General features: G+C 62.1%; 9 protein-coding genes. 3 read left to right on the plus strand and 6 right to left on the minus strand.

Translation table 11 applies throughout. The annotated features are described in order from the left end of the window. The first annotated feature begins 144 nt into the window (after positions 1-144). On the plus strand, positions 145-1,728 hold the full coding sequence (locus PFZ56_RS07545) for a peptidase M20 (protein ID WP_102882147.1): 1,584 nt from the start codon (positions 145-147) through the stop codon (positions 1,726-1,728). 374 nt (positions 1,729-2,102) lie between these two features. Here the strand turns inward: PFZ56_RS07545 and PFZ56_RS07550 are convergent, their stop codons facing one another. The 6 genes from PFZ56_RS07550 to PFZ56_RS07575 all read right to left on the minus strand — a co-directional run bounded on the left by PFZ56_RS07550 (position 2,103) and on the right by PFZ56_RS07575 (position 8,274). Further along, a complete protein-coding gene (locus PFZ56_RS07550) occupies positions 2,103-3,734 on the minus strand; it encodes a BBE domain-containing protein (protein ID WP_170002023.1) in 1,632 nt (543 codons plus the stop codon). Positions 3,735-4,027: 293 nt separating this feature from the next. After that, positions 4,028-5,239 carry a methyltransferase gene (locus tag PFZ56_RS07555; RefSeq protein ID WP_170002025.1) on the minus strand — a complete coding sequence of 404 codons (1,212 nt, stop codon included), beginning with the start codon at positions 5,237-5,239 and terminating at the stop codon, positions 4,028-4,030. 48 nt (positions 5,240-5,287) lie between these two features. Further along, entirely contained in the window at positions 5,288-5,977 is a 690-nt protein-coding gene (locus tag PFZ56_RS07560) for an ABC transporter permease (RefSeq protein WP_170002027.1), read from the minus strand. Continuing rightward, on the minus strand, positions 5,974-6,669 hold the full coding sequence (locus tag PFZ56_RS07565; RefSeq protein ID WP_016963587.1) for an ABC transporter permease: 696 nt from the start codon (positions 6,667-6,669) through the stop codon (positions 5,974-5,976). Before PFZ56_RS07565 ends, PFZ56_RS07560 begins: the two co-directional genes overlap by 4 nt. 65 nt (positions 6,670-6,734) lie before the next feature. After that, positions 6,735-7,487, minus strand: a complete 753-nt coding sequence (locus tag PFZ56_RS07570; RefSeq protein WP_102882144.1) for an ABC transporter substrate-binding protein — start codon at positions 7,485-7,487, stop codon at positions 6,735-6,737. Between the two features lie 13 nt (positions 7,488-7,500). Beyond that, positions 7,501-8,274 (minus strand): ABC transporter ATP-binding protein, encoded by a 774-nt coding sequence (locus PFZ56_RS07575; RefSeq protein WP_102862716.1) that lies wholly within the window; start codon positions 8,272-8,274, stop codon positions 7,501-7,503. 564 nt (positions 8,275-8,838) lie between these two features. Here PFZ56_RS07575 and gabP point away from each other — a divergent pair. Together gabP and PFZ56_RS07585 are read left to right on the plus strand one after the other, a co-directional pair. Then, a complete protein-coding gene (gene gabP / locus PFZ56_RS07580) occupies positions 8,839-10,230 on the plus strand; it encodes a GABA permease (RefSeq protein WP_102882143.1) in 1,392 nt (463 codons plus the stop codon). A 188-nt stretch (positions 10,231-10,418) separates the two neighbouring features. Continuing rightward, on the plus strand, positions 10,419-12,449 hold the full coding sequence (locus PFZ56_RS07585) for a DKNYY domain-containing protein (protein ID WP_170002029.1): 2,031 nt from the start codon (positions 10,419-10,421) through the stop codon (positions 12,447-12,449). The last annotated feature ends 330 nt before the right edge of the window (positions 12,450-12,779 follow it).

The following is a 12,779-nucleotide window of genomic DNA, read 5'->3' on the forward strand; positions in this document are numbered from 1 at the left end:
CCGCTTCACCAATACTGGACCTCGATCCGGGCCGCAACCGACCGGACCATCCCTATAACAACAAGAGGTCCTGCAGGTCTTGCACGGGTGCCGAGGCGTCCGGGCAGCGGCCGGCCGGAACCTGGATAACCAGGAGTGCCGCGCATGTCCCGCTACAAAGCATTCGCTCTCGATTGGGTTGAGCGCCACCGCCAGCAACTGTCGGACTGGCACCAGATCATCTGGCATTACGCCGAGCCGGCGTTCCGTGAATACAAGTCCTGTGCCTGGTATGTGCAGCTGCTGGAAGCCGAGGGCTTCACCGTCGAGCGCGGCAGCGGCGGCATGCCCACGGCCTTCTGCGCCACCTTCACCCAGGGTCAGGGCCCGCTGCTGGCCACCTACGGCGAGTACGATGCGGTGCCCGGCAACTGCCAGGCGGCCACCACCCGCAAGCAGCCGCGCGATGGGTTGTCGCGCTTTGCGCCGGGGCACACCGACCCGCATTCGGCCCTGGGCATCAGCGCCCTCGGCGGGGCCCTGGCGGCCAAGGCGACCATGGTGGAATTCGGCCTGCAGGGCAGCATCAGGTTCTTCGGCGAGCCGGCGGAAAAACTCCGCGCCTCCAAGCCGGTCCACGCCGCCAAGGGCTACTACGACGACCTCGACGCGGCCATCAGCTTCCACCCCACCTACATGCTGCCGCTGAACAACACCACCACCTGGGACACGCACTGCGGCATTGCCTACGCCTACATCTACAGCTTCACCTGCGAGGACCCGCAGAACTGGATCGCCGCCGATCGTTACAGCCCGATTCCGCAGAACCACCTGGCGGCCCGAGCGCCGGGGGCCAACGACGCCCTGGTGCATTTCTACACCCTCAACGAAAGCCTGCGTCGCTCGACCCTGCCGTTCACCGGCCTGTGGAGCTACAACGAGGCGATTCTCACCGCCGGCCAGGCCACCGCCGACAACCTGCCGCCGCACCTGTCACAGATCCAGTACCTGCTGCGTTGCGACTCCATCGAGCAGGCCGAAACCATCTCCCAGGTCATGGACAACAACGCTGCCGCGGCGGCCATGGCCACCGGTTGTCGCTGGAAAAAGACCTGGGTCTGCAAGTCCCGGGGCGGCCTGCCCAACCACGTCATGGCCCAGGCCACCTACGACAACCTGGCGGCAGTAGGGGCCCCGCAGTGGGACGAAGAAGCGCGGGAAATCGCTCGCGAGATCCAGCGCAACCTCGGCCTTGAAGCCATGGACAAGCCCTTCCTGCCGGCCACCGAAGAACTGATCGAGCCCCAGGAATGCGAACGCCAGATGCGCCTGCAAATGCCGGCCTGGCAGAACTACCTGACCTCCGACGACTACCCGGAATACACCTGGCACTGCCCGACCGTGCGCCTGCTGGTGGCCCGGCCGATGCTCAGCGCGCCGCCGGGCACGGTCTATCCGGACTGGGTGTCCAACGCTTTGGGCGGCATTCGCCAGACCATCGACCCGATGATCGAGGTCGCCGCCAAGACCATCGCCGCGACCCTGGTGGACCTGCTGACCGACGAGGCGTTGCTCAGCGCGGCCAAGGCCGAGTTTGTCGAGCGCACCGGCGGCGGCATCGGCGGCAGCCGCTGGCAGGCGCCGCTTCTGCCCGAGGACTTCAAGGTGCCCCATGATTTCCGTTGGCCGGAGTACATCAGCACCGCCCGGGGCGAAGAGTGGTGGATTCCGGCGCGGGCCGACGAGTAGGGGCAGCCGCTATCAGGCCCTTGCCTGAGGTCGCTCCAAGGCACTTGGGCGAGGGGCGTTATGCCCGTTCGCTCAGGTGTTTATGCACAACGGATGGGTTGCCAGGGCCGGGAACTGTCGAATTTGTGGAGCCGTTCTCATCTTTATGCAACTGGCTGTTTTTTCGGGATTTTATTTTGTGAACAAAAAATGACCAGTCCGCGAAAGTCCTCCAGCGCCATGCAATCCAAGGCTTTGCCAGAATTCCATCAACAGACTTATCCACAGGTCGCGACAGCCTGTCGCACGGCTCCACAGCCTGCTCATCGAACCTGCGACGCAGGCTCAGCCGAGCAGGCTGTGGTCATGCTGCCGGTGGGTGGCCAGGCTGCGACCTACTCGGCCTTTGTGGTCGGGATGGACAGTTCATGACGAAACAGGTTGTTGGGGTCGATGGCGGCTTTCAAGTTGGACAGTCTGTTGATGAGTTCGCTATTCCAGCCGTAGTACAAGTTCAACCAGTCGGGGTCTACCGCGCCGGTGGCGGTGTACTTCATGTCCACATCGGGGTAGTTGATGTAGCAGCCATCGTAGGCGGGGCGCTTTGGCTTGCCGCCGTGCACGGCGGTGAAGATGTTGCGAATCCAGGCGATTTGCACCGCGTCGTCGGCAGCGTGGGTCCAGTACGTTTGGTACTGGGCTTTGAGCAGTGAGCTTCTTTGCGGAACCGCGGTGGTGCCCATGCCCTTTTTATTGATCGCCCCGCCGTAGGAGTCAATCTGTACCAGTGACTGGCTGAAGCGTTTGTCTGGCGTAGCTTCGGTCAAGTGCGTCAGCAAGGCGTTGCAGGCCTGATCGGAGAATTGTTCGACCTGATAGTCAGACTTGTATTTGCCCCGCTGATTGTTGCCCGAGCCGTTGATCATTTGAGTGACGTACAGCCAATCCATTGCCGTGTGTTCAGCCACCGCCCCTTTGAATTTCCTGCCGGCAAGCGGGTGCCTGAGCGGGGCAATGTTGGGGGCGATGAAGCCGTCATGCAGGGTTGGCGTGATGCCCGCCGCGGCATTCATCTTGCTGATGAAGTCGTTGAGCGGGATATCGTTGGCGCCGCCGACCCGGCCATTAGGGCCGGTGTACTGGATCGCCAGCACCACATGGTCGGAGGTATCCACATGGTTGAGTTTCAGCAGGGTGAACAAGCCGCCGTTGCCTACGCCTTCCACCAGGCTGGTCGCGTTGGCGTCGTTATCCGAGAACCATTGCCAATAGGCTCGCAGGAAGTTCGAGAAGTTGGGAATCAGTTCTTTCCACGGGTAGGCCAGGGGAATCCAGTAGGCTTGTTGCGGGGCTTGGGGGAGTTGGTCGAAGTAGTAGCCGATGATGATGCCGAAGTTGCCACCGCCGGCCCCGCAACAGGCGGTGAACAATGCCTTGTCGTTGTTCGAGGGGCTGTCCGCGCGAACATGCCGGAACTCCAGTTGCTGTGAGTTTTCCACAGGCACAAGCATGTCGACGCCGGTGACCCAGTCCACGGTCAAGCCCTGAAGGCGCGATAACAAACCGTAACCGCCGCCGCTGATGTGCCCGCCCAAACCGACCGAATAACACGAGCCGCCAGGAAGGGTGCGCCCGGCCTGCTTGTACAGCGACAGGTAACCGTCCCAGTTCTGATTGCCGGTCAATGCCATGAAACGATACTTCTTGTTCTGGCTATCCCAGGGAGAAGTGATGGTTTGGCTCTCGTCGTACTTCAGGCCTTTCATTTCACCGATGTCGATAATCGCCAGGTTTTGTGTCTCGCCGCTCAACTTGTTGGAAACAAAACCCTCGTAGCAGTGGCCGCCACTGCGCACCGTAATGCGATAGCCATCATGCAGTGCTGTATTGGCTGCCGTCAGAACTTCATCAGGTGTTGTACACACATAAATTCGGTTCGCGCCCTGTTCGATACTGGGTGGCCAACGCAAGTTGAAACCCTTTTGCAGGGTTTCGTAGGTGTGTGCCTGAGGGTCGATGATGTTCATGGTTAACTCCCTGTCAGTGATGGTGAACTTGGTGACTTCCTGTCGAAACATGACCGCTTGAGTTGCGCCAGAGCTGTGGCTTGAGTGCGGCATATGCCCTGCACGCCTTAGAGACTAGTAGGCGTCATGAGCTTGGTTTTTTTCTTTTGTGAAGTTGCGGACAGCCCCCGGCTTGATCGGCGACTTTCAATGGGTTGTGGGTTTCCCATGGGGTGTCCGATGTCCGTTTTTCAAGGTCACTGGCCGCAGGGGCCTGCACGACGAACTTCGGCTAGAGCCGGTGCAGCGGCAGGTTACGGGCGTTCTGCCAGCAGGAGCAGATTGCGGGGGGTCAAGGGGGCCTTGCAGAAGGTTCCGAGGCGCACGGCATAGCCCTGCTCTTGCAGGAACAGCCCGCGATCCAAGGCCAGCCACAATTCCAGCGGGCGGCGGAACAGGCCGCGCAGCAGTTCCAGATTGCGCACCTGGGCCAGGCGCTGCCAGCCGGCGGCTTCGAGCACGGCCCAATCCTGGCAATCGACTGTGGATAAGTCCTTGAGGGCGGCCAGGTCGCGGCAGTAGTCGGCGAAGGGTTTGTCCAGCCAGTGGCTGGGCAGCGAGGGTGTCGGCAGGTATTCGTCGAGGCCCCGCACTTGCCGTTGCAGCAGGTCGAAGGCCAGGCGCCGGGCCATGGAGGTGTCGCGCTGACGCCGGACCCGGGCGCCGGCGGTGACGGTTTCGCTCATGGGCAAGGCCAGGTCTTCCAGGGACAGTTCCAGGCGCGAGGCCTGGGCCGCTGTGGATAAGCCCCGGTAGTGGCTGGCGCGGGTGCGGTTGTAGCAGCACGGGGCAATGGCCAGCTGTGGACAACCCTGCTGGCTGGCCAGCTGGATCAAGCGCACATGCAGATCGCCGCACGCATGCAGGGCCACCGGACTGTGCTCGGCGCAGAGGTGCTGGGCTGTGTCATCGGCCAGCACGTCCTGTTGCACATGGCGGGCGGGCAAACCGTGGTGCCGGCTCAGTTGCTCGCCACTGTCGATCAGCGCCGGGTCGTATTCCAGGCAGGTCAGTTGCTGCCCGGGTTGCAGCAGGCGCCTGCCGAGGTGGCCCTTGCCGGAGCACCAGTCGAGCCAGTGAGTCGGAGCGCGGTCGAATTGCAGGCAGGCGGCGAAGGCTTCGATCTGCTGCCATTTGCGCCCGGGTACGTCGACATTGAGGCGCGGGTGAGGCGCGGGCAGTGCCTTTATGGGGAGTTCGCCCAGCGCGCCGAGTGCTCGGGCCTGCTCCGCCAGTGGGGCAAAGGGCGCCGGTGCCTGGAGTTGCTGCGGCTGGTTGTGGGCCGCTTCGGCGTCTTCCAGGGAGCGTTGGCGTAGCCACTGGGCGAGTTCGGGATGAGCGGTTTCCCACGGCAGTTGCAGATGGTGGAACGGGCGCGGGCGCCAGAGCGCCTGGTGTTCAAGCAGGAAGCCATCCAGGGCCTGGAAGCGATCGAGCAGCGCGGGGCCTTGGAGGATCGAGGGCATGGGCGATGGGTCCGGGCAGGCCCGCTCCCGGGCGGGAGCGGGGGAAGGTCAGCGTCCCTGGCAGGCGTCGACTCGCAGCCAGCGTTCCAGCAGCTTGAAGCCGCGTACCAGGACGTAGGCCATCACCAGGTAGAACAGCCCGGCGGCGAAGAAGATCTCCACCGGCAGGTAGGTGCGGGCAATGATGGTGCGTGCCATGCCGGTCAGTTCCAGCAGGGTCACGGTGCTGGCCAGGGCACTGGCCTTGAGCATCAGGATCACTTCGTTGCTGTAGGCCGGCAGGCCGATGCGCGCGGCGCGCGGCAGGATGATGTAGAACAGCGCCTTGGGTCGGGACATGCCCAGGGCCCGCGCGGCCTCGATTTCACCCGGCGGGATGGCCTGGATCGCACCGCGCAGGATCTCGGCGATGTAGGCCGCAGTGTGCAGGGTCATGGTCACGGTGGCGCACCAGAACGGATCGCGCAGATAAGGCCACAGTGCGCTTTCACGTACCGCATCGAACTGCGCCAGCCCGTAGTACACCAGGAACAGCTGCACCAGCAGCGGTGTGCCGCGGAAGAAGAAAATGTAGGCGTAGGGCAGGGCGCGCACGTACCACAGCCGTGATGAGCGGGCGATGCCCAGGGGGATCGCCAGCAGCAGGCCGGCGATGACCGCGATGGCCACCAGCTCCAGGGTCAGGGTTGCACCCTGAGCCAGCTTTGGCAGCCATTTGATGATCACTTCCCAGTTCATTGGGCGCTCCTTGCGAAGCCGCGAGCGGCGCGTTTTTCCAGGAAGTGCATGCCGGTCATGGCCAGCACGGTCAGGCCAAGGTACATGAAGGCGGCGACCATATAGAAGGTGAACGGCTGCTTGGAAACGGTCACGGCAATCTGCGAGTGACGCATGATTTCTTCCAGGCCGATCACCGACACCAGGGCGGTGTCCTTCATCAGGATCATGAACAGGTTGCCCAGGCCCGGCAGGGCGATGCGCCACATCTGCGGCATGATCAGCCGGGTGAAGATCCGCCATTTCGACAGGCCCAGGGCCATGCCGGCCTCGCGGTGGCCCTTGGGAATGGCCAGGATCGCGCCGCGGAACACTTCAGTGGCGTAGGCGCCGAAGCACAGGCCAAGGGCGATCACCCCGGCGGCGAAGGCATTGAGTTCAAGGTCGGGGTTGCCGAAGAACTCGCCCAGGGCACGCATCAGGTTGACCGTACCGAAGTAGATGAGCAGGACCCAGAGCAGCTCGGGAACGCCGCGCACCAGGGTCGAATAAGCGCCGCCAAGCCATTGCAACGGCTTGTACGGAGAAGTCTTGGCCAAGGCGCCGAGCAGACCGAGCACCAGTCCCAGGCACAATGCCGAGAGGGCCAGCTTGACGGTCATCAGCGCACCGGCGGCGAGCGCCGGGCCGAATCCGTAGAGATCGATATTCATGGGGTCTGGATGGCTTTGCTAAGGACCGGCGCCCAGGGGGCAGGCGCCGGTCAGGCAAGTCAGTATCAATAGATGCTGAACGGGAAGTACTTGTCGTTGATCTTCTTGTAAGTGCCGTCGGCCACGATTTCTTTCAGGGCGGCGTTCAGCTTCTCGCGCAGTGGATCTTTCTTGCGCACGGCAATCCCGATCTTGTCGCTTTCTTCAACCGGGTCGCCCTTGAACTCGTAAGGCTTGCCGGCTTCGCTTTTCAGCCACTCGTAGTTGACGTACTTGTCGGCCAGGATCGCGTCCAGGCGGCCGGAGGTCAGGTCCAGGTAGGCGTTTTCCTGGGTGTCGTAGAGCTTGATGGTGATGTCGTCACCCAGGTTGTCTTCCAGCCAGGTGCCGGCCAGGGTCGCCCGTTGCGCGCCGATGATCTTGCCCTTGAGCGAGGCCTTGTCGGTCTTGAAGTCGGTCTTGGCCTTGGGCGCGATGAACTGCAGCTTGTTGGAGTAGTACGGGTCGGTGAAGTCCACCGCCTGCTTGCGCTCGTCGGTGATCGACAGCGAGGAGATCAGGAAGTCGAACTTCTTCGCGTTCAGGGCCGGAATGATGCCGTCCCAGTCGGAAGTGACCACGGTGCATTCGACTTTCATCTTGGCGCACAGGGCGTCGCCGATGTCCTTGTCGAAGCCGACCACTTGGCCGCTGGCATCCTTGTTGTTGAACGGTGGGTAGGCGGCCTCGATGCCCATTTTCAGGGTCTCGGCGGCAGCGCTGGCGCTGAAAGCCAGAGTGACGGCAGCGGCCAGGAGGATCTTCTTATAGCTCTGCATGCGTGTAGCTCCGTTAGCGGTTGCTGGACATGAATTGTTTGCAGCGTGCCGAAAGCGGGTTCTCGAAGACCTGCTGTGGCGATCCCTGCTCTTCGATCAGGCCCTGGTGAAGGAATACCACTTCACTGGAGACCTGGCGGGCAAAGCTCATTTCATGGGTGACCAGCAGCATGGTACGGCCTTCGTCGGCCAGGGCGCGGATCACGTTGAGGACTTCCTGGACCATTTCCGGGTCCAGGGCCGAGGTCGGCTCGTCGAACAGGATGACTTTGGGTTGCATCGCCAGGGTGCGGGCGATGGCGGCGCGTTGCTGCTGGCCGCCGGACAGCTGGGCCGGGTAGGCGTGGCGTTTGTCGGCGATACCGACCTTGGCCAGCAGCGCTTCGGCCACTTCGATGGCCTCGGCCTTGCTCTGGCCCAGCACCCGGCGCGGTGCCTCGATGATGTTGTCGAGCACGCTCATGTGCGGCCAGAGATTGAAATTCTGGAAGACGAACCCGATTTCGCTGCGCAGGCGGTTGATCTGCTTGCCGTCGGCGGCCACCAGCTCGCCGTTTTTCGCGGCCTTGAGCTTGAGCTCTTCGCCGGCCACCAGGATCTGGCCCTGGTGCGGGTTTTCCAGCAGGTTGATGCAACGCAGGAAAGTGGACTTGCCGGAGCCGGAGGAACCCAGGATCGATATCACGTCACCGTCGCGTGCGGTCAGCGAGATACCTTTGAGTACCTCCTGAGTGCCGTAGCGTTTGTGCAAGTTGCGGATTTCAAGCGCGGGCGTGGCCTCAGCCATGTGCGGTCCTCATAGAGTTCATTGTGCTCCTGCTGTTGGCGGCCTTCCTGGCGAGGCGCCAAGCTAGCATAGGGTTCCAAGCGCAGCCAACAGCGCTACCGGAGGTAAACAGAGGGTATGTGGCAGGTTGTCGCATCAGCACAGAAGACTGTCGCCCCATCAACAACCGAACGCCCGTTTGAACCCTGAATTCGCCTGAAATCCGGTAGGTGTCGCGTAAAAAAAGGCGCGATGGTGCCAGCTTTGGCCGGGTGTTGGAAGGGTTAACGGGCCAAAGGTCATGGATCTGCTTGCTAATTGTGCATCACGCACTTTGGGGGTGTGTTTCTGGTGCGCTGTTTCGTCCTACAAAGTGAGTCGCCCGGTAACGAAGTGGCGAAATACCATTGTTCTCAATGACTTGGGATTTCCATCGGTCGGCTCGCCAACCCCTGTTGTCCGGGACTCTGTAACATTTTGGCGCAATTCTTGCGTACGAAATAAAGAACGCCCTGTTGAATTCTTTTTACGAGAACGAATGCAGACCGGGTGGAGTGACTCTTTTTTCGTTGCAAAGGTGCTTTCATGAGCGGTACGCAACTCTCCAATGACCTCGAACAGGGGCTCAAACCACGGCATGTGACCATGCTGTCGATCGCTGGCGTTATCGGCGCGGGCCTCTTCGTCGGCTCCGGCCACGCCATTGCCGAGGCCGGTCCTGCCGTGCTGCTGGCTTACGCCGCCGCCGGCACCCTGGTGGTGCTGGTGATGCGCATGCTGGCGGAAATGGCCGTCGCCTCGCCGGACACCGGGTCGTTCTCGACCTACGCCGATCGCGCCATTGGCCACTGGGCCGGTTTCACCATCGGTTGGCTGTACTGGTGGTTCTGGGTGCTGGTGATCCCGCTGGAAGCCAACGCCGCTGCAACCATCCTGCATGCCTGGTTCCCCAACGTGGCGATCTGGGTCTTTACCCTGGTGATCACCCTGCTGCTGACCGCTACCAACCTGTTCAGCGTGAAGAACTACGGCGAGTTCGAGTTCTGGTTCGCCCTGATCAAGGTGGTGGCCATCATCGGTTTCGTGATCCTCGGCCTCGCCGCCATCTGTGGCTTGCTGCCCAACAGCCAGGTCAGCGGCGTCTCGCACCTGGTGGACACCCAGGGCTTCATGCCCAATGGCATGGGCGCGGTGTTGGCCGCCATGCTGACCACCATGTTCTCCTTCATGGGTACCGAGATCGTCACCATCGCTGCGGCGGAATCCCACAACCCGGGCAAACAGATTTCCAAGGCCACCAATTCGGTGATCTGGCGGATCGGTCTGTTCTACCTGGTGTCGATCTTCATCGTCGTGGCCCTGGTGCCGTGGAACGACCCAAGCCTGGCCCAGGTTGGTTCCTACCAGACCGTGCTCGATCGCATGGGCATTCCCAACGCCAAGCTGATCGTCGATCTGGTGGTGCTGGTGGCGGTGACCAGTTGCCTGAACTCGGCGCTCTACACCGCCTCGCGCATGCTCTTCTCCCTGGGCAAGCGGGGCGATGCTCCAGCGGTCGCCAAGCGCACCAATGCCAGCGGCACGCCATATTGGGCGGTGATCCTGTCCACCGCTGCGGCTTTCCTTGCGGTGTTCGCCAACTATGTAGCGCCGGCTGCGGTGTTCGAGTTCCTCCTGGCCAGTTCCGGCGCCATCGCCTTGCTGGTGTACCTGGTGATTGCCGTATCGCAACTGCGCATGCGCCAGAAACGCATGGCCGCCGGCGAGAAGATCGCCTTCCGCATGTGGCTGTTCCCCGGCCTGACCTACGCGGTGATCGTGTTCATCGTCGCGATCCTGGGCATCATGCTGTTCCAGGAGGAGCATCGGGTGGAGATCCTCGCCACTGGCCTGCTCAGTGTCATCGTCATCGCTGCGGGCCTGTTGGTGGCCCGTCGGCGCAAGGCCGAGCGCAGTGGGGCTCTGGCGCTGAACTGACGGTTTGATTCACTGCTTGTGGAAAAAGGCTGCGCTCAGAGATGACCGCGGCCTTTTTCATGTCCGGATGCAAGGTGGCACGTCTGCTTGTGGCGGGCTGATGCTCACTCGCGGTCTGGCGTCGGGGCGCTTTACGCTCGCAGGTCGCCTGCTGATAATCCACCGCTCGGTCAGCTTGGGATGCAGCGATGAAGGGCTTGGACATGGATTTTGCCGAGTGGGAAAAGCTCGACCTTGAATGGCATCAGGGGTTTGCCTTCGTGGAGGGGGCGCTGTTGGTGGAGGAGCGGGCCCGGGATGTGTACCTCATGCTGCAGCGTGAGGGGCGGACGCCGGCTGAGCAGGCTTCTCAGGCCGCGGCCGAGCAATACCCGGTTTCCCCACTGGTAGAGGGCGAAGCGTTCTGGCGCCATCGTGTTCATCGGCACCTGCTGCGTGATGCCCGGGCCGATTACTATGCCTTGCCCCGTTACTTCGAACGTTACGGCTACCACCCGTTGCAGGCGTTGCCGATGCGCGTGTGTCGCGGGTTGCGAAGCCTGGGCCATGACCATTGGAGCGATCACCAGCGGGCCTACTTCTGTCACGACTATGGGCTGGCGCTGATCGAGGACGCACACCCAGAGCGTCTGGCGCTGCTGCACCCGGTGCCGGAGGACTGGCCTTCATCTGCGGTGCTGTTCAGTGACGGCGCCAAGGTCTTCCTGGGCGCACGGGCGATCGCCAGCGCCGAGGACCGGGTGCGTGGCACCAACCATCCGGCTTATCAGGTGATCAATGATCAGGTCTGCCGGGGCGGCGTGCCGCTGCACCAGAAGGACGGCTCGCCGTTGCCGATTGCCAATCCGGACGGTTTTCACATGCTGGCCCGGCGCTGGGGCACCGACGGGCATTCGGTGATCGTCCAGGCGCAGCAGGGCTCCAGCATTGCCTACGAGTATTTCTACCGCATCGACAAGGCCGATCTGGCGACGTTCTGTGTGCTCAATGAGCGCTACGCCAAGGACGCCCAACGGGCCTACTTCCTGACCGGGAAAACCCTGCGTTATGTCGGCGACTTTCGCTTGCTGAACCGCGTTGAGTCGGTGTTCGATGCTGCGGGGCGAGTCTTGAGTCGCAGTGAAACGCCGGACCCGTACGTGGCCGTGGACGACCAGTTTGTCTACTGCAATGGCACCCGCTTGCGCGGGGCCCATGCTCCGAGTTTTCGCCACCTGGGGTTTCATTACTACGCCGACGAGCAGCGCGCCTATCTGTTCAACAAGCCGCTGGACGTGGATGTGCAGAGTTTTGTGGTGGCCCGGCTGGAACGCGGTGAGTACAACCATTCACCGGTACTGGTGGGCGACAAGCACGGCCCTCTCGGTTCGGCTGGGGTGATTGATGACGGGATGCTGCAGGAGTGGGCCGCGTTCTTCGAGGCTCACCCGCAGTTGCAGGGCTACTGGTGGCACCGTTTGCAAAAGCCCTGTGAGCCAGCGGCGACAATGCCCGCCCTGCGCTCCATCGGCTTGGGGTTTGAGCTGGGGCACCAGGTGCACTTTCATGGTCGCGCTATCAATGGTCTGGATGCCGGCAGTTTCAAGCTGCTGGACACACACCTGTGCGGTGATGCCAACGGCTTGTACCTGATCCCCTTTCATCGTGCCGAGACCCAGGTGCCGGAGCGATTTTCTTCAGCCTCCGTCGACCAGTACCGTGCCCTGGGTGGGCCCTATCTGACCGATGGCCAGACGGTTTTTTGCCACAGGGTCTTTTATCAGGCGCCTGAGCCGCTGGGTAAGGCGGATCTGGCCAGCTTCGAGTCTTGTGGGCATGGCTGGGCCAGGGATAAGGGCGCGGTGTACTACTACAGCGAAAGAAAAAGGAACCTCGACCCGGCCCACACGCGCTTCATGGGCAGCTACGCCTTCAGCGCGACGCAGATGTTTTCTGCCGGCAAGGCGCTGGAGGTGGAGTTCAGCCCGGAAGAAGTGAGGGTTCCCCATCCGGACTTCTTGCAGTTGGGCACGCGCAAGCTGTTCTGTGGCCGGCGCCCAGTGAGTGCCAAGCGCATCGACCTGGCCAGCCTGGAGTTTCTCGCGGACCGCTATGCACGGGACAAACAGCGTTTTTACCATTACGACGGCTACGCGACGCTCAGCGAAATCAGTGCCGAGCAGTATTGCCAGGCAACGACGAAGGACCTGGCCGGGGACCCTGAACATTTGGCTGTTTGAACGGTAAAAAGGCTGCTGTCAGCATTGACGGCGGATTTTTTTATCGGATCTGTGACTTGTTACATGGCGTTTCATGGACAGCCCGCTGGCGAAATAGTAGCCTGCGCGCTCTTCGATAAGAGCTCTTGCGTGCCAGCGTGAGAGGAGCTAGGGAATAGCGCTGTATTGCAAGGGATTGAATGCTTGTCGGGGCTCTGAATCCGCCTTTCGTCTCTCTCCCTTGATCCATTTGCGTCGGCCCATGCTCCTGATTGTCCGCACTTGCCCCTGGCATGGCTGACGGTCCCGGCTCGAAGAACGAGCATTCAGGGTTCAATGGTGATCGCCCGG

It is taken from the genome of Pseudomonas danubii (genome assembly GCF_042980055.1).
Lineage (GTDB): Bacteria > Pseudomonadota > Gammaproteobacteria > Pseudomonadales > Pseudomonadaceae > Aquipseudomonas > Aquipseudomonas danubii.

Coding starts and splice junctions, on each gene's coding strand:
- PFZ56_RS07560 (WP_170002027.1), bottom strand. CDS start 5,977: ATGAACTGGGAAGTGATCATCAAATGGCTGCCAAAGCTGGCTCAGGGT.
- PFZ56_RS07575 (WP_102862716.1), bottom strand. CDS start 8,274: ATGGCTGAGGCCACGCCCGCGCTTGAAATCCGCAACTTGCACAAACGC.
- PFZ56_RS07550 (WP_170002023.1), bottom strand. CDS start 3,734: ATGAACATCATCGACCCTCAGGCACACACCTACGAAACCCTGCAAAAG.
- gabP (WP_102882143.1), top strand. CDS start 8,839: ATGAGCGGTACGCAACTCTCCAATGACCTCGAACAGGGGCTCAAACCA.
- PFZ56_RS07545 (WP_102882147.1), top strand. CDS start 145: ATGTCCCGCTACAAAGCATTCGCTCTCGATTGGGTTGAGCGCCACCGC.
- PFZ56_RS07585 (WP_170002029.1), top strand. CDS start 10,419: ATGAAGGGCTTGGACATGGATTTTGCCGAGTGGGAAAAGCTCGACCTT.
- PFZ56_RS07565 (WP_016963587.1), bottom strand. CDS start 6,669: ATGAATATCGATCTCTACGGATTCGGCCCGGCGCTCGCCGCCGGTGCG.
- PFZ56_RS07570 (WP_102882144.1), bottom strand. CDS start 7,487: ATGCAGAGCTATAAGAAGATCCTCCTGGCCGCTGCCGTCACTCTGGCT.
- PFZ56_RS07555 (WP_170002025.1), bottom strand. CDS start 5,239: ATGCCCTCGATCCTCCAAGGCCCCGCGCTGCTCGATCGCTTCCAGGCC.